At 38.0% G+C, this 21,556-nt stretch carries 18 protein-coding genes and 2 pseudogenes; 15 read left to right on the top strand and 5 right to left on the bottom strand.

The genetic code is table 11. The features are described from left to right. The first annotated feature begins 37 nt into the window (after positions 1–37). The gene (locus NSQ14_RS03675) at positions 38–172 is read left to right on the top strand and encodes a hypothetical protein (RefSeq protein ID WP_268754504.1); all 135 of its coding nucleotides are present in this window, start codon (positions 38–40) and stop codon (positions 170–172) included. A 101-nt stretch (positions 173–273) separates the two neighbouring features. On the opposite strand, the gene NSQ14_RS03680 is transcribed toward NSQ14_RS03675, so the two are convergent. The 3 genes from NSQ14_RS03680 to NSQ14_RS03690 form a co-directional block, all read right to left on the bottom strand. Further along, a complete protein-coding gene (locus tag NSQ14_RS03680; protein WP_041845871.1) occupies positions 274–2,088 on the bottom strand; it encodes a carbon starvation CstA family protein in 1,815 nt (604 codons plus the stop codon). Positions 2,089–2,256: 168 nt separating this feature from the next. Beyond that, positions 2,257–2,994: a LytTR family DNA-binding domain-containing protein gene (locus NSQ14_RS03685; RefSeq protein ID WP_346216886.1), complete on the bottom strand. Its 738-nt coding sequence runs from the start codon at positions 2,992–2,994 to the stop codon at positions 2,257–2,259. 40 nt (positions 2,995–3,034) lie between these two features. Continuing rightward, positions 3,035–4,786, bottom strand: a complete 1,752-nt coding sequence (locus NSQ14_RS03690; protein WP_346216887.1) for a sensor histidine kinase — start codon at positions 4,784–4,786, stop codon at positions 3,035–3,037. Positions 4,787–5,057: 271 nt separating this feature from the next. On the opposite strand from NSQ14_RS03690, the gene yiaA reads away from it, so the two are divergent. Then, a complete protein-coding gene (yiaA, locus tag NSQ14_RS03695) occupies positions 5,058–5,522 on the top strand; it encodes an inner membrane protein YiaA (RefSeq protein WP_216408701.1) in 465 nt (154 codons plus the stop codon). Positions 5,523–5,791: 269 nt separating this feature from the next. On the opposite strand, the gene NSQ14_RS03700 is transcribed toward yiaA, so the two are convergent. Further along, the gene (locus tag NSQ14_RS03700) at positions 5,792–6,886 is read right to left on the bottom strand and encodes an NAD(P)-dependent alcohol dehydrogenase (RefSeq protein ID WP_346216888.1); all 1,095 of its coding nucleotides are present in this window, start codon (positions 6,884–6,886) and stop codon (positions 5,792–5,794) included. A 334-nt stretch (positions 6,887–7,220) separates the two neighbouring features. Between NSQ14_RS03700 and NSQ14_RS03705 the strand changes: the two genes are divergently transcribed. The 13 genes and pseudogenes from NSQ14_RS03705 (at position 7,221) to NSQ14_RS03765 (ending at position 20,539) form a co-directional block, all read left to right on the top strand. Beyond that, positions 7,221–8,600 (top strand): bifunctional metallophosphatase/5'-nucleotidase, encoded by a 1,380-nt coding sequence (locus NSQ14_RS03705; RefSeq protein WP_346216889.1) that lies wholly within the window; start codon positions 7,221–7,223, stop codon positions 8,598–8,600. A gap of 708 nt (positions 8,601–9,308) precedes the next feature. After that, on the top strand, positions 9,309–10,763 hold the full coding sequence (locus NSQ14_RS03710) for a transposase (RefSeq protein WP_041845943.1): 1,455 nt from the start codon (positions 9,309–9,311) through the stop codon (positions 10,761–10,763). Positions 10,764–11,204: 441 nt separating this feature from the next. Beyond that, entirely contained in the window at positions 11,205–12,629 is a 1,425-nt protein-coding gene (locus NSQ14_RS03715; protein ID WP_346216890.1) for an ABC transporter permease, read from the top strand. A gap of 241 nt (positions 12,630–12,870) precedes the next feature. Beyond that, positions 12,871–13,002, top strand: a complete 132-nt coding sequence (locus tag NSQ14_RS03720) for a hypothetical protein (RefSeq protein ID WP_328188002.1) — start codon at positions 12,871–12,873, stop codon at positions 13,000–13,002. Positions 13,003–13,362: 360 nt separating this feature from the next. Continuing rightward, positions 13,363–13,899, top strand: a complete 537-nt coding sequence (locus NSQ14_RS03725) for a hypothetical protein (RefSeq protein ID WP_346216891.1) — start codon at positions 13,363–13,365, stop codon at positions 13,897–13,899. A gap of 276 nt (positions 13,900–14,175) precedes the next feature. After that, positions 14,176–14,649 (top strand): DUF523 domain-containing protein, encoded by a 474-nt coding sequence (locus NSQ14_RS03730; RefSeq protein ID WP_095141436.1) that lies wholly within the window; start codon positions 14,176–14,178, stop codon positions 14,647–14,649. A gap of 88 nt (positions 14,650–14,737) precedes the next feature. Then, positions 14,738–14,917, top strand: coding sequence for a TetR-like C-terminal domain-containing protein (locus NSQ14_RS03735; RefSeq protein ID WP_268755843.1), 180 nt, complete (start codon positions 14,738–14,740; stop codon positions 14,915–14,917). A 250-nt stretch (positions 14,918–15,167) separates the two neighbouring features. Beyond that, the gene (locus NSQ14_RS03740) at positions 15,168–15,782 is read left to right on the top strand and encodes a 50S ribosomal protein L25/general stress protein Ctc (protein WP_034768245.1); all 615 of its coding nucleotides are present in this window, start codon (positions 15,168–15,170) and stop codon (positions 15,780–15,782) included. A 185-nt stretch (positions 15,783–15,967) separates the two neighbouring features. Further along, the gene (locus tag NSQ14_RS03745) at positions 15,968–16,918 is read left to right on the top strand and encodes a methyl-accepting chemotaxis protein (RefSeq protein ID WP_041845818.1); all 951 of its coding nucleotides are present in this window, start codon (positions 15,968–15,970) and stop codon (positions 16,916–16,918) included. Between the two features lie 28 nt (positions 16,919–16,946). Continuing rightward, a pseudogene (locus NSQ14_RS03750) lies at positions 16,947–17,077 on the top strand (transposase); the annotation flags it as partial. Beyond that, positions 17,076–17,213, top strand: a pseudogene (locus tag NSQ14_RS03755) (IS1380 family transposase); the annotation flags it as partial. The pseudogenes NSQ14_RS03750 and NSQ14_RS03755, both read left to right, overlap by 2 nt. A gap of 508 nt (positions 17,214–17,721) precedes the next feature. After that, a complete protein-coding gene (locus tag NSQ14_RS03760) occupies positions 17,722–18,300 on the top strand; it encodes a TetR/AcrR family transcriptional regulator (protein ID WP_216408719.1) in 579 nt (192 codons plus the stop codon). Between the two features lie 115 nt (positions 18,301–18,415). After that, on the top strand, positions 18,416–20,539 hold the full coding sequence (locus NSQ14_RS03765; protein WP_095141438.1) for an MMPL family transporter: 2,124 nt from the start codon (positions 18,416–18,418) through the stop codon (positions 20,537–20,539). Positions 20,540–20,637: 98 nt separating this feature from the next. Here NSQ14_RS03765 and NSQ14_RS03770 read toward each other — a convergent pair whose 3' ends face one another. Continuing rightward, complete coding sequence (locus tag NSQ14_RS03770) at positions 20,638–21,546, bottom strand: EamA family transporter (protein WP_251246497.1); 909 nt, start codon at positions 21,544–21,546, stop codon at positions 20,638–20,640. Positions 21,547–21,556 lie beyond the last annotated feature (10 nt).

Genomic DNA, 21,556 nt, shown 5'->3' on the forward strand with positions numbered 1-21,556 from the left:
TTTGATGGAATGTAAATACGAAAGGTTTGATTCATCAATGAAAGTAAAAATGGCAGAGGTTTCCAATGCGCCGATTATCCATGAAGGTGTTATGGAATACAAAGATGTAGTACCGACATCGAGTGTATTAGAAGGAAACCGTCTTACACATACATCTTTCAAAAACAAGTAAAACCAGAAGAAACCAGTAAATAATTTTTCCCAAAGAAGAGAAAAAGCGATGAACCATCATTGGGGATAGGAGAAAACCCCCAATGATGGAAAATCACTTTATTAGGCAACTTCCGATTTCGATCTCTTTACTAATTCCGGTTGAGGGATCTTCCATAACTGCGCCCATTTTGTAATGGCTGAAACCATAATGACAATACCGAGAACGAGCATAATTACGGATAGCACACCGTTGATCACATTATAGCCTGCATTTGCCGAATTTAAGTAGACGTTTTTAATCATCCAAAATCCTGCGACATTTACGGTAACATACAGATAAATGAGTGGAATTAGACAAGTCAACATATACCAGCGTTTATCGGCAATTTTCAGAATAACGGTTGCTCCAATAATTAATCCGATTGATGCCATTAATTGATTGGATACACCGAACAGGGCCCAAACAGAACTGATGTCACCCGAGAATAGCAAATATCCCCATGCAAAACAGGCAATGGCACTTGCCGTAATGTTTGCCCAGATCGAATCCATCCGTTTAAGCGGTTTGATAAAATTTCCAAAGAAGTCTTGAATTAAATAACGTGCTGTTCTTGTTCCCGCATCAATGGCCGTTAAAATAAAGACTGCTTCAAAAAGAATAACAAATTGATAGAAGTAGGCTGCTAAATTTTCAAATATTGGTACTGCTTTAAAAATGTAGGTCATCCCAACAGCAAGTGTAACAGCCCCGCCTGTTCTTCCTTCAAGATCCATATTTACTTCGTCTTCAAGGTGTGCCAAATGGACCGGTTCCATTCCTAATTCTGCATATTTTTCCGGTGATGAATTGATGGCGAAATAGTCAGCCGGCTCTAAGGAAACAGCTGCTACTAAAGCCATAACTGCAACAATACATTCTACAAGCATAGCGCCAAATGCAACCGGCTTTGCATCTTTCCAACGATTCAGCATTTTCGGTGTAGTACCGGAACCAACGAAAACGTGGAATCCTGAAATCGCTCCGCAAGCAATCGTAATGGAAACAAATGGCCATACAGGACCGGCAACAACAGGTCCCCCTCCTAAAAAATTCGTAAAAGCCGGGAATTCAATAGATGGATTAATGGCAATGACCCCAATAATAAGTGCGGCAAATACCCCGACTTTCATGAACGTGCTTAAATAATCCCGCGGTTGTAATAACAGCCAAACCGGTAAAGCAGCTGCAAAGAAAGCATAAATAGGTAAAATAATAGCAAGTGTTTTCGTATCAAATGTCAAAAGATCGCCTAACCATGTACCATTTAAGTAATGCCCAAATACGACCGCTACCATAATTAACGTAAAACCAACAATTGTAGCAAGTTTTAAATTACCTGTTTTTCTATGGTATAAGCCAACGCCCATGGCAATCGGGATTGTGATACCGACTGCAAAAGTTCCCCAAGGATTTCTTTCCAGTGCATGTAAGACTACGAGTGAAAGCCCTGCCATTGTAATTGTTATAATAAATAACATAGCTAAACCTGTACAAAAACCGGCGACAGGACCTAATTCTTCTTTGGCAACTTCTGAAAATGATTTACCATCTCTTCGCATTGAACAGAATAAAACAACAAGGTCATGGACAGCTCCGCCAATGACGGCACCAATTAGCAGCCATAATAAGGACGGCAAATAACCAAATTGAGCCGCCAAAACCGGGCCAACTAACGGACCTGCTGCTGCAATTGCGGCAAAATGGTGACCAAACGTAACCCATTTATTTGTTGGCACATAATCCCTGCCATCATTAAATTTTTGCGAAGGTGTTGGGACTTTTTCGTCTTCCAGTTCATCAATTTTTAATACTTTTGATGCCATGAAAGTCCCGTATAATCGATAGGCTATTAATAATATACAAACAGAACCGATAACAATTGAAACCGCATTCATCGTAAAACCTCCCCACTCAATTTCTTTTACGTTACTAATTATACAAATTGAAAGCGAATTCTCCGTGTTTTCAATTTAATGTGCAAGAAATGGGGGATGAGAAACAGATTTTGAATGCTGAATGACAAAATCTAATATTAATTTGTAAACAATTCGACAAACATTGATTTAAAAGCCAATATGATTTTTCAAGTCTTTTACATATGTCCGGCTTACAGGAACTTTTGATTGGTCCTTCATTACCAGATTGTAAGTCGAATTAAACCACGGCTGAATTTCAGTAATATATTCCATATTAACAATAAAGCTTCGATGAACACGAAGGAATTTTTTGCTATGTAACTTTTTCTCCAAACTTACCAATGTTTCGTCAACCTTGTATTCATGATCGACTGTTTTAATTTTCACTTTTCCATCGGATGTTTCTAAATAAATGATATCATCATGAGATAGAAGGACAATCCGGTCATCGACAATAATTGGAAATCTTCCATTATAGTCATTTGTTAATTCATTTGAAGACGGCATTTCTTCTTTTGCGATCTTTTGAAGGTTCATGAATTTATCCAATGTTTTTTCTATCCGCTTCTCATCAAATGGTTTAAGGATATAATCGAAGGTATTTGCTTCAAATGCTTGTAGAGCGTATTCATCATAGGCCGTTGCGAAAATAATGGCCGGAGTTGGGTCAACATTTTCCAGATGCTTTGCCAGATCCAGCCCACTTTCTTCATCCAATTCAATATCAAGAAATACTAGGTCGGGTTTTAAAATGATGATATCAGCTATTGCTTCTTCAATATTGTCGCTATCGCCCAACACTTTCACTTTTTTCGTTCGATAAAGTAAATATTTTAATTCATCCCGTGCTAACGGTTCATCGTCCACGATATAGGCAGTCAACATCTTTATCATTATCCTTCCTATCAGTGAGATTATAAGAGACTCAGTGCGACTCAATACTTGAATGGCTGTTGATTGGTATTGATATCGTTGTGCTCGTTCCTTGGTTTTCTTTACTGTCAAGGGTTAAATAAGCCCTGTCACCATAAATCCCTTTTAACCGTTGACAGATATGAAATATGGCAGTTCCGCTTCCTTTTTTGGAATCGACAATTTGTGTACCTAAAACTGCTAACTTCTCCTTGGGTATTCCCTTCCCGTTGTCTTCAATGACAATCAATAATTTTTGTTGTTCCGTAAAGATGCGAATGTTGATTTCTCCTTTCTGTTTACTGCCCGGAAATCCGTAGTTGATTGAATTTTCAACAATAGGCTGTAAAAGGAACGGAGGTATTGGTATTTTTTCAAGATTCGGTTCGATTTGAAAATGGATTCGGTATTTGTCCGGAAAACGCGCTTGCACCAATGATAGATAAGCTTTTACATTTTCAATTTCCGTTTTTAGCGGGACAAATAGTTGTCCGGCTCCTTGAAGATTTCCACGAAAAAAAGAACTTAATTCTAACAATAACTCCCTTGCTTTTTCAGGATCCGTTCGGCAAAGGGCAGAAATTGTATTCAAACTATTAAAAAGAAAATGTGGATGAATTTGGGCCTGCAATGCTTTAATTTTTGCATCTTTCAATAATTTTGTTTGTCTTTCCGCTTCGACAAGTTCCAATTGTGTGGAAAATAAGCTGGCTAAACCTGTAGCTAATTGGCGTTGAATTTGATCTAATTTTTCCGGATCTTTGTAATACATTTTTAATGTTCCGGCGACCCTGTTTTTTACTTGCAAAGGAATAACAATGGCGGCCTCCAGCGGGCAATCTTTATGATGACAGGCAATATCTTCCTTGGAAGTGGCAACAAAAATTTTTCCGCTTTCAAGAACCTTTCTCGTTAAAGCTGTTTCCGGCTTCGACATCGGTGTATGATGATCTGAAGCCATACCTACATGAGAAAGAACAATTTGGTTATCTGTAATGGCAACTGCATCCGCATCGGTCATATTTAAAATTAGTTTGCAAATTTGTTCACATGATTCCACATTTAATCCTTGTCGAAAATAAGGGAGTGTTTGATCGGCAATCGAGAAAACCTTATCTGTTTGATTGGCCAGTGTTCGCTCTTCTTCGCGTTTCATTAAATGGATAATATGCATAAACAGCATCATACCAAGTCCATTGACCGAAATCATTGGAATACCAATGAGTTGAACGAGTTCCAGCGCTTTTTCAAATGGTTTGGCGGTAGCTAAAATAACCAGCATTTGAACCAATTCTAAAGTCATCCCGATTGCGACAGCAAAACCTTCCATGATTTTTTTCCTTTTTGCGCCTAAATAGCCGGAAACCACTCCTGCTAAAATGGTAGAAACGGAACAGGAAAAGGCTGTAAACCCGCCAAGTAAATAACGATGAAGTCCAGCAATAAATCCGGCACCCACTCCGACTGCGGGTCCGCCAAGCAAGCCGCCAATAACGACACCTAAAACCCGCGTATTGGCAATGGCGCTTTCCTGATCGATACCTGAATACCATCCCGCATGCTCAATGGATGTATGGTTAATTTCAATCCCGGTATAATTGCTGAATACTCCAAAAGCGCCAAAAAGAATGATGAGCATTATTTTATCTTGACGAGTATGCTCTCTTTGAACAATTTGCCGGAAAGATTTTATTTGTGAAAGGAGAAATAGGGCAATAAGAATAATTCCAACCTTTTCAAGCATTAACGGAACTAAATAAAACATCTCATACATCCTTTTTATGTAATATTTTCTAGCGTTTGCGAAATTTACTCTTCACCTACATTATACGTGATTTTTCGACATATACTAAATGTAGAATTGAAATATGAATATCAGAAACTTTTTGAAAGTAATAATGAAACAGGTGCTGTATAATGTTGTATAAAGTTATTTTGCAAAATTAAGGCAGGACTTTATGGATTACTTATTTTCCATTTCGGATAAAAGGGAGTTTTAAAAGGTGGAAGGGAGTCTTTTACAAGGGGGAAGGAGTATGTCAGAAAATCAAGAGTACAACTTGGAGACAGAGAAACAACCGCGTAATAAATACGAAAGAAGAGAAGGAGAACCGACTGCTGCATTTAAAGGGGCGTCATGGGGAGCGTTGTTGTTAGGAATCGTCGCTTATTTAATCGGCTTGTACAATGCATCCATGCAGTTAAATGAGAAAGGGTACTATTTTTCTGTTTTAGTGTTTGGGTTGTATGCTGCTGTTTCTCTGCAAAAAGCGGTCAGGGATAAAGAAGAAGGGGTTCCCGTTACAAGTATTTATTTTGGGATTAGCTGGTTTGCGATGATTATTGCCATTTCATTAATGGCGATTGGTTTATATAATGCAGGGAGTATTACGTTAAGTGAAAAAGGTTTTTATGGCATGGCCTTTATTTTAAGCTTATTTGCGGCAATCACTGTTCAAAAAAATGTGCGAGATACGCAAAAAGCTAGGGAAAGAGAGTAATTAAAAAGAATAGACTCTTTGTTTGATTGGTAAAGGGCCGTATTTTTTCTTAAGTAGTGCTGTCCAACAAGTGCCTGGCACCCAAAATTTTTGCAAGATAGAATTCATTTTCCGCTGAGTTCCTATATTTTGTACTTGGGTGCCTAGCTCTCTGTTATTGTATTGGACAGCACCATTTTAAAAATAGCCATACCACCGATTAATTCGGCATGACAACTTCTGTAATTGGTAAATAGTGTTGGCTTAATAGTACTAGCCCTACTACCGATTTATTCAGGCATGACAACAACCGGTTTGATTGTTTTTCCGGTTTTCGAGTCTTCAAATGCTTTTTCAAGCTCTTCAAATTGATAGAAATTGATTAATTTATCGAATGGGAATTTCCCTTCTTTATAAAATTGAACCAATTTCGGGATGAATGTTTGTGGTACAGCGTCTCCTTCAATCACACCAATCATTGATTTACCTTCACCCATCAATTCTTCTTGAACATTAATAGTTAAGTCACCGGTGGCACCGACAACAGCTAATGTTCCCATGCTTCTTAAACCATTTAGAGCTTGGCGAGTCACCGCCGGAACACCAGTGGAATCGACTGCGTAATGGGTTCCACGACCAGTAATGCTTCTTACTTCCGCTACTGTATCTACTTTTGAACCATTAATCACATGTGTGGCACCTAATTCTTTCGCTAATTCAAGACGATCATCATGAATATCGACAGCAATAATCGTTGAACAACCGACAATTTTTGCAGCCATAATTGCACTTAAACCAACAGCCCCTGCGCCATAAACGGCAATCGTTGAACCGAATTCAGGTCTTAATTTATTTAGAACCGTTCCACTTCCTGTTTGGATGCCACAACCTAGTGGAGCCATTAGCCGAAGATCAACGTCCTTATCAATTTTTACAACATTTCTTTCATGGGAGACTGCATACGTTGCAAAAGAGGATTGACCAAAGAATGTTGAAAATTCAATATCATGTTTATGAATTCGCTTTGAGCCATCATTCATGATTCCACCAAAATTAAAATCATTTAAGTGATCGCAACTGCTTGGATGCCCGGAAAGACAGTTTTCACAATGTCCACAGGAAGAAAAAGATAATGCCACATGATCGCCGGGTTGAACCGTTGTTACATTTGCCCCGACTTTTTCAACAATTCCAGCTCCTTCATGGCCGAGCACAGCAGGGAGTGGGACCGGGATAAATTGTTCACGTACGACAGAATCTGTATGGCAAACGCCAGATGCAACGATTTTTATTAAAACTTCATTTGCTTTTGGTTCTTGAAGCTCCACTTCCTCAAATATAAAGTCTCCTTTTGCCTTATATAATGTTGCCGCTTTTATTTTCATGTGTATCGTCCCCTTTAAACATAGCTAGTCTATTTATTTAGTGAACCCTGTAAATTTATGGATTCTATGGTAAATTATAACTTTTTTCTTTGAAATGTGCAATAATTAACATGGTATAATTTAATAATCATATTATTTTGAAAGGTTTTTATGGATCCAAATCAATAGAAATACTGGTAATACATTTTTAGCTTGTATTATTTCTCTTAATCCATTGGTTAGAGTATGGTGTCTTACTGGAAAAAACTCCGAATCAACTTCTACTGAAGGATTGTATAGTTTATGAAAATTTGAAATAATTACCTATGAAGGACTATAAAAATCGGAGGAGCCAATGAAACTAACAATTATACATACAAATGATGTACATAGTAATTTTGACAATTTTGCCAAGGCAGCTACACTGATTAAACAGCTGAAGAATGATCATACACTTTTACTTGATGGCGGCGATTTTGCTGATTTTAAAAGTATAGAGTTACAGGGAACTAGAGGTATAGCTGCCGTTGAACTACTAGAATCGGTGGGTTACGATGCATTAACGATTGGGAATAACGAGATGTTCAACGGTGTACAGACTCTCGAGTATATGGCCGGTTCCAGTTCGTTCCCTTTTATAAGCAATAACTTGTTAAAGAAGGATCGTACACCTATTCACGGTGTTTGTTCAAGTACAATTATTTCTAAAAATGGACTTCGCATATTAATTACCGGAGCATCCCCAGACTTAGGAGTATTTTGTGATGGACTGGGTATTGCCATCACACCTTATAAAGAAGTTATCCTTGAAGAAATCCATAGAAATAAAGGCAAGTATGACCTTTGTCTTTTGTTAAGTCATCTCGGAACGTTCGTTGATGAAGTGCTTGCAGAGGAAATTCCGGAAATCGACATCATTATTTCCGCACATGATCATAAACTCTTTCCAGAAGCAAAAATTATCAACAACACGATTATCAATAGTGCAGGTAATTACGGAGAACATGTGGGGGTTCTTGAAGTTGAAGTGGAAAGCCGGACGATTATTTTATTGCGGTCAGAATCGATTGCAACCCAACATGTGGAAAAGGATGCGGAAATTTTATCAATTTTAGGGACGAACAAAGAAAAAGCAATTCGAGTTCTCAGTCAGCCACTCTATACCCTTCATCAGCCGCTTTGGCATGATGTGGTAGAAGAAAATCCATTAACAAACTTAATAGCCGATGGATTAAGAGATATGCTTCAATGCGATATCGGTTTAATCAATAGTGGGATTTGTAATGCTGGGATTTTTCATGATGTATCAAAGAAGAAGTTGATTGAAGTTTGCCCATCGCCTTTAAACCCAACTTATTTTGAAATACAGGGGAAATTCTTGAAAGCGGCCCTTCAACAATCCCTCGATTCGCAAAAATGTTTGGAAGACGGTCGAGGTCCTGGATTCCGCGGAAGATTTCTCGGGAAGTTACATATTTCGGGGGGAGAGGTCGTTCATGATGGAAAGGAGATTATAGAAGTTCGGATTGGTGGTCGGGTCATGGAAGAGGAATCATGGTATTCTGTATCAAGCTCAGACTACTTACAACGAGGAAGCGGATATGAAAGTCTTGCCAACAATCGAAATGCTAAGTACTTTCCTGAAGAAATAAAAGATGTGATTCGCATGTATGCCGATCAAAATACATTTGCAGCAGCTTCATATGAAAATCGGTGGAAAAATATTCTTTTCTAAGGACAGTGGGTTAAGGGGACAGGTACAGTGGATCGATAGGAGATAACTGGAGGACGAGGTTCAACCCAAGCTTTAACGTACAGCAGTGTCCCCAGTTTTCCTGAAGAGGAATTTATTACAGGAAATATAAGAATACAATGTGTTCTATTTCACCTGAACAGCAAAAAGGACTGCATCACGCCAAAAATATTGGAATAGAGTAGTTATTTTCTGAAAAATCAGATTGTAACGCCAAAAACATCGTAATAAAGTGGTTCTTTTCAAAAATAATAGCGTTCTTTTTGAACAAGTTCTTTAACAGAAAGTGAGAAGTGGAACCTACCTTGAAAATAAGCAAGTTGAAAAATGAACAATCTCTTAGAGCCTTTGCCAAAATGCTGTATCTCCTGAAGCAGTAGGCAGTCAGACAATTAAAGATCGTGGATTTATTCCACTATAGAAAAAGGTATTTGCACGAATATTATGACAAGTATAAAAGAAAAAATGGTGAGTTTTAATTTCAGTGGATAAATTCGCTTATTATCAATATCTGAATTTTTCCATTTCAGTCGGTTTTAGACGAGTTTTAATAGATTAGGCTACTCATTCCCCTGGTAAATATTGTAAAATGGAAAAACATAATTATTTTTGAAAAAAAAGTGCCATGAAAGTCACTCCTTTGGTAAGATATAAGTACTACCCAATATCCAGTATCCAAGGAGTGATTTCATGACTACTTCTATTCTAACACAAACCAGAGATTTATCAATACAACAAAATTTGATTCCCCACAATTGGCAAGACTATGCCGATATACCCTTTGTCATTCCGGCCATGTGTTTTCCATGGGAGATTTTTAAACCGGTTGAACGAGATTACTACACCTTTTTATATTTGCACCTAAAAAAGGAAAGAGCACATGATCATTTTAATGAAATACAACCAGCACTATTTTCAATACCGGAGGAAGAAGATAAGTCTACGTCTTCCTTATTTCATTCCTCTCCTGCCGGGAGAAAACCGCATCCTTTCATGCCCTTTTTTCGTGCTTTTGAACTGGCCTCTTTACAATATATTGAAGTGATGGTTGAAAGTGTCTATTTACAAGTGAAATCAAACCCGCTATTTGCCGCCATGTGTGGATTTACGGAGAAAATTCCGAGCTACCGTTCCTTTGCTCGCTTTGATCAAATCATGACAACAAATGATCTTTGGGAAAAAGCCCGGCTATTGGTGGTTGAATATAATAAAAGGGAAGGCGTGGTTGAAACTTTTGAGAAAGCAGTCGCCGTGGATACATCACATATAGAGGCAGAAGCAACGTTGAATAAAACAAGGAAGACGTGTTCTTGCAAAGGTGATTGCGATTGCCCCAGAATCCTTACAGATGATAACGCAGGGGTGATGCGTAAAAGCAATGCAGTCTCCTATATTGCGCATAAATTATCAATGGTATGCGGGGTGAAATCCGGCTTGCCTTTGACGCGGGAAGTATTCAAAGGAAATACACCTGATGGGAAAACATTAGAAACGACATTGGAGACGTTTAAGGCGGAGCACCCCGAGATGGCTGAGCAGTTGGACTTTATCTTGGCAGATGGAATCTACCAAACGCCGGAAAATCAAAAAGTGACAAAGGACGTATTACAGGCGAAATTGGTGGCACCCATCAACCCACGGAACCGTAAAGATAAACCAACTTCCGCCCGGGGAATTGAAAAAATCAATCGGTACGGCACCCCCATCTGTATCAGTGAACATAAAATGGACCTTAGAGGATCTGATCGGGAAAAGGGGCAATATATTTACACTTGTCCTGTATTTCATCCAAATGCTAGGCAAGAAGGACTCACCTGCCCGCTGTCGAATCACGTGGAATGTTGTAATGGGGCAGCACAAGGAAGAGTATTTCGGCTGGACTTTGATCAAGCGCCTCAAGTAGACGTCGAGTTGCCCCAACATGGGCGGAAATTTAAAGTGTTATATAGTGCCAGAACGATCATCGAACGAATCTTTGGCATTCTAAAAGACGGATATAGTCTCCGTCGTGTTCACAAGCGTGGAAAACAGGCAGTTGAAGCGCATGTGGATCGTTGCATGATATCTATGCATATCATGGCAAATATGGCGTATCATCAGACAGGAAAGGCCAATTGTGGATGGACACGCCATCGACTGAATTAAGTTATTCACAGGTGGATATGTGAATAAGTCAAATGCAGCGTCTCCTTTCCACAAAGGGCAGTGAAAAAAACCCATTTTGTGAAGGCAGGATACGTATGCCCTTTTTTGGAGAAAAATAGCCATTTTATTTTTATTAAATTTAAAAATCTGGAAGAAAAGGCAAAAAACGAGATAATTAATTTTCCAGAGCCTCGCTCAAGGGTATATTTTTTATTTTGGCAGAGGCTCTTAGTCAAAATCGCTTAATTTACCCCTCATTGTGCAAGTTTTTCATATGGATGTCGGCCCCCTCTACACAAGAAAAGTGGGACAAGGAACCTGTCCCCTAATCTCCTAATTTTTTTCAATAAAAGCGTATAAAAGAAAATAATTATAACCTAAATAATTTGAATTAATGGTAAAATAATAGCAGCAACTAGGAAAATAAAGGTGGATTTATGGATGCATTTTTTAGGTAAGTATGCAAAAAAGTATTGGAAGCTTTTTTGTACGGCTGTTTTCTTTTTGATGATTGAGGCGTTCTGTGATTTAATGCAACCAACGATTATGTCAAAAATTATTGATGTTGGGGTGGCTTCAAGAGACCTGCATTATGTGCTGAAGATGGGAGGATTTATGCTATTGATTACAGCTTGCGGTGCTGTGGCTGCTTCATTACGGAGTACCTTGGCAAGCGTCGTATCACAAAACTTTGGGGCAGAGTTACGATCGGATTTGTTTTGGAAAATTCAGGGACTCTCTTTCCAAAGCATCAATCAATTTGATCGGGCTTCTCTCATCACAAGACTTACCAACGATGTAACTCAAGTGCAGAATTTTATTAATGGTTTAATGAGGATTTTTGTGAAAGCCCCGCTATTGGCACTTGGTGCTTTGATTATGGCTGTTCGACTCGATCCCGAGCTCTCTATTGTATTGGCTGTGGTTGTACCTATCGTTATTATTTTAATTATTTTCAACATGCGACTCGGTTTTCCTTTGTTTATGAAAGTTCAAAAAGCCCTTGACCTTGTGAACGGCATTATGAGGGAATATTTATCCGGTGTGCGGGTGGTAAAGGCGTTTAACAGGTTTCAGTTTGAAATCGATAAGTTCAGTGGAGCAAATGACGAACTTCAGGAAAGAACGACTTCCTCGATTCGAATTATGTCCATCTTTAGTCCGGCTATTTTGTTAACAGTTAACTTTGGCATTGTTTTTATTTTATGGCTTGGCGGTTTTGGTGTAAACAATGGGACGATGCAAGTTGGTCATATTATTGCTTTTATGAATTATATGACGCAAATGGCCACATCTTTAATGATGATTTCCATGGTGTTTAATATGTTTGTTCGGGCAAAGGCTTCAACTTCGCGAATCGCTGAAGTTTTTGCAGCAAATGATAACGTGACTTGGAACGATTGGCAACCTGAGGAAACGATTGAAAAGGGAAGGATAGACTTTGAACAAGCTACATTTTCCTATACCGGCGACGAGGCTTGTTCTCGTCACCGTTTTTGGTCGAAAATCTCATATTTTTGGCGACGAAACCTAATCTCGTCGTCATTTTTGGTCGAAAACCTCTCAATTTTGGCGACGAAACCTAATCTCGTCACCGTTTTGAGGCGAAAAATGCACTATTTTGGCGACGAGCCCCGTTCTCGTCACCATTTTGAGGTGAGAAACATCATTTTTTGGCGACGAGAGTCCCGTTCTCATTACCATAGTCACCCATATAATTTCCAAGCTCACCACAGAGGACGAAAATGGTTTCTTCACGGGAGAAATCAAATGGATATGAAAGAGCAAAACAAAGATATAGGGAGAAGCGATTCAAAAGTTAGAAAAGAATTAATTACGAAAGGTTTGACTCGTCCATGGAAGTAAAAATTGCAGAGGTTTCCGATGCGCCGGTTATTCATGAAATAATGATTAGAGAGTTTATGGAATACAAAGAGGTAATACCGCCATCGGGTGCTTTAGATGAAACCGTTCAATCGATTTCAACCGCTTTAAAAAACGATGAACAGTGCTTGATTGGTTATGTTGAAGAAAAACTGGTAGCGATTGTTCGATTCCAAATAAAAATAACAAAATTTATTTCTTTAGACTTTCCGTTATTCCTGAAATGCAAGGGCGCGGAATGGCGAAAGAATTACTTAGATCATTGGAAAGATATGCTGCGAACAATGGTATTCCGACATTATCTTGTAAAATTCGGCTGCTAGTTCAAGAAATATCCAACTATATCAATCATTAGGTTACGAAATTTATGATGAAGAAGTAATCCATAAGCCAAATGAAATTCAAGTTAAAATTGTTTTGATGAAAAAAATGCTGTCCACCTCAGCTGATATTTCAATGATTAATTAATATATGTTTCCAATGTTCCGGCAGTTTGTAATCGTAAATATGCTCAAAGATTATAAGCTGAACTTGACCGCCTCTGTTTAATAACGTGTTCAACAATTACGTGCTTTTTTGCTGAAGAGAACTTTCTATTCCGCAGTTCTTTGCGAGAATCTGTAATTACTTCCCAATACATGGATTGTCAAAGTAGTATAATCAAACTGAAGCTATCATTCTCTAAAAATTAAAAAAGTAAAGGAGTTGCACGGTTGTGAAGCGAATATTAAATTGCCTTGCCTCAGATTTCACAAAAATGAACGGTAAAGATTTAAAAGCGTCTATTGAAGCGGCAGAAGGAAGAACGATGATTGCGGAAATCGTTTGTACAGCCACACCGTTATATCCCGGTTTAACCAATGCGGAATATGCAGCCGCTTTTAGAGCTGACATGATTTTATTGAACATGTTTGATATCAATGCTCCGCGGATTATGGGGCTCGAGGATGTACCGGCTGAAAATTTGATAAGAAAATTGAAGGTACTGCTTGGGAGACCGGTTGGAATTAATCTTGAACCCGTTGATGTTCATGCGTTACCCGCAGAAACTTTACAAAAATTATTACCAACCGGACGAATTTCAACGGCTGATTCTTTAAAAAGGGCAAAAGAGTTAGGCGTCGATTTCATTTGCCTAACAGGAAATCCGCAAACAGGTGTAACGAATAATGAAATCATGCAAGCCATTACAACTGCAAAAACAATTTGTGATGACGATTGTATGATTATTGCCGGAAAAACAACTTTATGAAGGTATGGGGGGATAGCATTAATAGATGCGCCACGGTATGCTCCGACAGAACTGTTTCTATTTGGCTCGGATTAATATGATATAGTATTTTTGAACAGTTAGTGGTTGGCACAAAGTATACATTACTTTTTGGCTTGTTGGTTGCGTTTAACGTTTTTTGGGAGAACTTGTCTTTGGTGTCATTTTGCTTTTTAGTTGGATCGGACCATTCAAAAGTGGTATGGGAAACTAACCAATTTTTTTAATATTAACATAATAACACGGGGTTGAATATCAATGATTTTAGTTAGTTCATGTTTGGCAGGACTAGAAGTTCGTTATGACGGGAAACATTGCCTTCGTGACATAATCAAGAGGTTAGTAGATGAGAACCGCGCTATCACAGCTTGTCCGGAACTATTAGGAGGTCTTCCAATACCAAGGATCCCTGCCGAAATCATTCAAGGTGATGGCTTCGATGTATTGGATGGCCGGGCAAAAGTGGTAGATCGGTTAGGAAAAGATGTAACCGATATGTATATAAAAGGCGCATATGAGACATTAAAACTGGTACAAAAGATGAAGATCACAACTGTTGTGTTGAAAGAAAATAGTCCTTCATGCGGAAGTTCAATGATTTATAACGGAGAATTTATCGGCAAAAAGGTACCTGGCAATGGAGTGACTTCTGCTTTATTAAAAAGAAACGGAATCAAAGTAATTTCAGATGTAGAGCTTACAGAGTTGGAAGAGTTGCGGGAAATGCTTTAATATCAAAAAACACTATTAGAGAACTAAAAGAAGTGAATATTAAATTACTCAACATCAGATTTTAGGCAGACACCCCGAGAAAGATACAATCCTTGACACGAAATGGTTATATATTTTTCTTTCCCATGGAATCGCAGGAATGATTATTCGTTGGATTGAAGAAGATTTTTCAACCCCGCCGGAATATATGGCAAAACAAGTTATTGAATTCATGCTTGTCTCGACGGAAGTTTTTTATGTGAAATCAAAAGAGGAAGAAATAGTTTGAAATTCCAACCAAAAACAAAAATAAAAAAGACTTATTGAACATTGGAAAGCCCGCAAATGGTGATTTCAAGCAGTCTCTTTCAATGTGAAGGATTGATGGGTTTGTGTTAAGAAATGTCAAATATTTGAAACCGGCGGCATCCTTTACTATAATAAAGAAATAAGTGTATATAATTACACAATCCTTAGACATTCCTATAAAGCAAAATTTATACCTATGTCTAAAATCTTATATCGGAAGGTGACAGGAAATGAGTAATACAATAGTCGCAGAAGTACGAAAGGATTTTAGAAGTTCAGCATTGCACAAAATAAGGAGTCGAGGAATGATTCCGGCAGTGGTTTATGGCAAACATGAAGAAACGAAACCGATTGCTGTGAAAAAAAGAGAATTGCTGAAAATAATTAATGAACATGGCAGAAATGCATTAATCTCCCTCGATGTCGATGGAAAAGTAGAAACTGTGATTCTTGGAGAATATCAAGCAGATCCAATTAATCAACATCTTATTCATGTAGATTTTCTCCATGTAAGTATGTCAAGTGAAATCCATGCAAAAGTTCCTGTCTTATTAAAAGGAACTGCTAAAGGTGTTGAAGTTGGCGGTGTTGTCCAACAATCAATTCATGAACTGAACATTAAAGCGACCCCACAAAATATTCCGGAAACAATTGAAGTCGATGTTACTAATCTGGAAATTGGTCATACAATTAAGGTTGGTGATATTCGTAACCATTATCGCAATATCATAATCAATCATGAGGACGAAGATGTCATTGCAACCATTGTTTCTTCACAAATTCAAGTTGATGATCTTGAAGAGGAAACTTCCGGCGACACCGTTCAAGCGACAGTAGAAGTTTAATAAAATGATAGAAATCTCTCGCAGCCAAATGTGCCGCGGAGACGTTTGTTACAGAAAAATGATGCCTAATAGAGGCATCATTTTTTGCGGAGTAAGCTAAATAAATTATAATAAATAGGAAAAATCATATCAGAGGATTTTATGCTAAGATAATAATTATCTACTAATAAAAAGGGAGTGTCTTAATGTTTACTAGACAGAAACCAAAGCAAGAAGACATCAACTTATTAAAACAAAAAATCGATGACTTAAACCGAAAATTAGATGAGAAAGAAGATGCCTTTCAAATCTTTTTAAATAATATCCATAAAGAACTATTGTCAACGATGGAAGCAAATGAAAAAGTTAATGACGAACATCATGTCATTATGAATATGGTGGAAAAAATCAACAACGAATATCAACGAGTTGAGGAAAGTACGGTCAGAAACCATGAAAATTCGGTCCAAATGATTAAAAAAGGCAATTCCTTGATTACATCCACCGATTCGATGGTTAACGTCTCTGGGCGAGGCAAAAACTCAATTGACCAAGTAAAAGCGATCATTGATGATTTAGGAAACCAAGCAAACGTAACATTGCAAAGCATGCATCAATTAAGCGAAAGTTCACGTCAAATTGAAGAAATCGTAGGCGTTATTAGTAGTATTTCGGAAAATATCAATCTTCTTGCCTTAAATGCCTCCATTGAAGCATCAAGAGCGGGGGAACAGGGGAAAGGTTTTGCCGTTGTTGCTTCAGAAATCAGGAAGCTGGCTGAAAACACAAAAGAGAGTACAAAAAACATCAATGATTTAACGAAAAAAATTCAATTAGAAATTTTGCAAGCCAACACCAATAGCGCACGTAGCAACGACCTGATCAATCAAGGCGTAAAAGCGAATCTGCAAACGAATGAAGAAATCAGTAAACTTTTATCGATTATCAATAATGTCAAAGAAGAGGTACAGCAAATAATAAAAATTATCGAAATCCAGCAAGAAACAAGTGAAGATGTGATCAATAAATTTAAAACAGCTGCTGATTTATTCAAAGAGACCAATAAAATCATTGTCGATCATATTAAAGAAGGCGAATCAATTAGCAGCAAATTATTAGAAGCATTAAATGAAGTTGAAAAATATAAATTAGATTAGATTACCCTGAATTATTAACAGAAAATTATCGAAAGAGTTTTTTGTCGACTTGGATTTGACTCATCCGGATACAATGGGGATCAAGAATCTTCGGCGTATAATACTTATTATGACACAATAGGTTTTCATCCATTGGTCGCCTTTGATGGTGAGACTGGTACGAACTCTTTGTTTTCCAGAAGGTCAAAAAAACATGCAGATTGATACGATACGTTCTCGGTAAATTAAAGTGGTAAGAAAAGTTGTGAAATCAGCCAGTTCACTTGACTTCAAAATATCATCGAGTTTTGAGTAACAAAAATTCTTGTAGGATGTACTGAATCAAATTCAATAACTGCAATTGGAATAACCAAAAGAATGCTTCTCATAACTGAAAAAATAAGTTTTTCAGTCAAGGGTGAAAATGCCCAAAATACAGGAGGTAGCAATTGAAGATTCAGTTATTTTGATAAGTTGGCTACAATTCTCATCTAAATACCGTTATATTCAACTAAGTTAACAGATTTTCTGGGGCTTCAGGATTATTAAAAATATCCTTGTCTGGTAAAAAATATTGAGGTTTGAATGTAAATTTTTTGAAAGGTTTTGGTGGTTAACCAACTATTACTTTGGAAAAAATGTCAATTTATGTTGGGAATCCCCTGTTAACCAAAAAATACTTATACTACAGAATTCTTACTAAGATAATGAATTATTTTAAAAAATAGTCGTATCCTAAAAAGTAATATGAAAATTTATTACGATTTCCAACCCTTTTTCTCGTTCTTGTTTTCCCTTATACTAGATATAAGGGGGGTAAGTCGATGGCAAGAGAACGGAAATTTACAAGAGATGAAATCTTTCAAGCTGTCAAAATATTACTTCTTGAACACGGGTACGAAGCGTTTACTTTTAGTTTGTTGGCAGAGTACTTGGACGTGGCCAGAGGGACAATATATAAATATTATGACAATAAAGATGAACTGATTACCGAGTTCATGATTAATGAAATGAACACTTTTATGAACGATTTAAAGAAAATAGATGCGTATCCGAATTTTGATGCACAATTCGATTACTTGTTTAACATTATGTTTGAAAATACCTCCATCCACCAGCTTATTGAAATTGGCAAACAGATGATGGATAAAAATAATGAAAAAGTGGCAGAGAACCAAAGGACATTAGAGCATCTTCACCTGGAAATGTATCATTATCTCGATGACTTGATTACGGCTGGAAAGAAAGAACAAAAAATTAAACAACAACTTCCTAATCCATTAATCTTGGGATATATTTTTCAAGCCGTTGCGATTCCTAATCATTTTGGAGTACCTCATCAACAATGGGTAAAAGGGTTAAAAGAAATCATTAAATATGGCATGAGTGCGGAATCAAAATAATTGACACTACTGTCACCTTGGTCGATAATAGAACTGTTTAAAACAGTTGTACGTCTAAAATGACAGTTGTGTCACTTTGGTTTTTATTATTGTTAACATAAAAGGAGGAGAATGGATGAGGAAATTTTTACAAGCGGTAACAGATCGTGTATCAACAAAAAAAGGAATGTGGATGACCCTTGCCGCATGGTTCATTATTACGGTGCTTCTTGCAATCTTTACTCCGAGTGTAAGGGATTATGAGGTTTCCAGTATTGATTCATTACCGGATGATGCAAAGTCAGTCATTGCCCAGAAAAAAATCGATAATTATTTCAAAGACAATGAAGGAATTCCGGCAATCCTAGTCTTTCAATCAAAAAATGGTCCAATTCAGCTAAATCAACTTGCTCAAATTCTTGAACAAATAACAGCCGGAAAAATCAATGGTGTAGAGCAAGTTGTCCCGTTAGCACAACTTCCGCCGCAAGCAACGGCCGAATTTTTTTCTGAAGATCAAACAACGGCAATCATTCCATTAACGTACAATGCTTCAATGGAAAGTAAAGAAATAAAAGAGGCGAATGAACAATTGCAAAAAATCGTGCAACAATCATCTGATTATACCCTTTATATTACCGGACCTGCCGGGATTGCTGCCGATACGTTGTCACTTTTTTCGAGAGCCGATTTCGTATTGATTATGTCTACAGTCGGACTTATATTAGTTTTACTAATTGTTATATATCGTTCACCATTGTTAGCTTTCATCCCGTTATTTGCTGCGGTATTTGTATATGAAGTGGTGACACAAATATTAGGATTAATGGGAAAAGCGGGTCTCATGATGAGCAAACAGACCATTTCGATTATGTCAATTTTACTTTTTGCAGCCGTTATTGATTATTCATTATTTGTTTTTTCCCGTTATCGAGAAGAGTTGAAACAGCATGAAGACAAGTTTGTTGCAATGAAAGAAGCAATGAGAGAAACGGGTATGCCGGTATTTTTCTCAGGCGGTACGGTACTCGTAGCAATGCTTGTATTATTTTTTGCCCAATTTGGCGATTATCGCAACTTTGCGCCGACGTTTGCTACAACGATGGCCGTTATTATGATTGCCTCCATCACCCTTGTTCCGGCACTATTCATGTTGTTCGGGCGGAAATCATTTTGGCCGAAAATCCCGCACATCGGTGATGAATCAGTTGCCAGCCACTCATTTTGGAGTAAAGTTGGTCGCTTTGTTGTGAAAAAACCGTGGGTAGCCATTGGCGCCATTAGTATCGTCCTCTTGCTATCTGCCGGCCATTTATTTAAATTGGAATATGAATTCGATACGATGAAATCTTTCCCGGAAGACATGCTGTCGCGTCAAGGTTATGAAATTTTGGAAGAAAAATTTGCAAAAGGTGACTTGGCGCCGACGACGGTTCTATTGGAAGGGTCAGAACCTTTTCATCAAGAACAAATTGCCAAAGTACAGGAAGAACTTAGCAACCAATCGCTGGTCGATAATGTACGAATCAATGGGGTAACGGAAGATGGAAAGGCTGTTAATTATAGTCTGACCTTTGCCGAGAGCCCTTATGCGGTTGAAACAATTGATGCAATGGAAAAAATCATTGGCAACTCGGATGAAATCATGCAAAAGAGTAACGTGGACGGAGAACTGTTTTTTGCGGGAGAAACGGCCAGTCTCGTTGATGAGCGTGGGATTAATAACCGCGATGTTATCGTTATTGTTCTCCTTGAGACAGTATTGATTTTTATAATGCTCATTGTGCTAACAAAATCAGTGAAGATGCCGATTTATATGATGGGAACCATTTTAGTTTCGTTCTTGGCCGCACTTGGTTTAGGTACGTTTCTAACAAATCTCTTTTTCGATATCAGTACGATAAGCGATCGGGTTCCGCTGTATGCTTTCGTATTTCTTGTCGCACTCGGCATTGATTACAATATCATATTGATTTCCCGATTCCAAGAAGAAAGGCAGAAACATCCGGTTAAAAAAGCCGTTGAAATCGCCGTTGCCAATACAGGAGGGGTTATATCGTCCGCCGGTTTGATTCTTGCTGCTACATTTGCTGTCTTAATGACCCAGCCGATTGAGCTCCTGTTTGTGTTTGGTTTTACTGTTGCCGTGGGGATTTTATTAGATACTTTTTTAATCAGAGGCGTATTGTTGCCGGCTCTCGTCACTGTTATTGAAAAAGATAAACATGAAGATAAGAAATTAGCGACCACGCCTCATTGACATGATGACCAAACTGATGAGAGGAAATATTGAAAATGTTCAGCCCGCCATATGAATAAGCGGCGGGGAACATTTTTTATCGCAAAGAATTTGCAAGTTCACAACTCATCAGCAATCCCGAGTAGCGCAATCCCGATCAACACAATGACGACAAATATATAATGTTGTGTACTTAATTTTTCCTTTAAAAATATTCGTGACAAGATGACTGATACAACACTGTAAGAAGCAATTAACGGTGCAGCAATGATCGCTCTATCTGTCATGGCATACACATAAAAGAACTGGCCGGCCGTTTCAAAAATAGCTGCCGAGGCCCGAGTTGGCTGTTTGAACACATTGAACCGGTCTTGCTTAATGAACCGAATGTAGATATAGGACACCACAGCAATGATTAGCCAAGTAAACTCATAAGCCAACAATGCCGCATCTTCACTGATTAAATTCAACTCATCCAAATAGATTCCATCCGCAAATGTACCAAGCGCATCAAATAACGCATATAAAATCGGGAATGTGATGGCTAAGACACTTAATTGATATTTCGGATCAATCTCTGCTTTTTCCGCCCTAAGTGCTTCCGATTGTGCCCTTTTTTCCAAGATGGCCAACCCGATGACACCCGATGTAATAACAATAATTCCAAAAACATTTATCCATCCAACCGGTTGCGGGAAAAAGATATATAATAGAATCGCCGTGATGGCACCGGATGAATTTTGTACCGGAGAAGAGATTGACAATTCGATGTAACGTAAACCAAAATACCCGATTAACATGGAAAGAATATACAAGGCGGAAACCGGTAAATATTTTAGCAAATCCATTGGGGCTAACGTGGTCCCTTTAATAAGCATGTAAAGTGTACCGTGAATCCCCATGACCAAACCGACCATAACGCCGATTTTTAGATGACTGAGGGAATCCTTGCTATCAGATCCTTTTTTATAAAATAGATCGGCAATCCCCCATGATAAAGTTGTTAAAAGTGCAAAAAGAAACCACATAATGACAAAC

The sequence above is a fragment of the Caldifermentibacillus hisashii genome, assembly GCF_039654145.1.
GTDB classification, from domain to species: domain Bacteria; phylum Bacillota; class Bacilli; order Bacillales; family Caldibacillaceae; genus Caldifermentibacillus; species Caldifermentibacillus hisashii.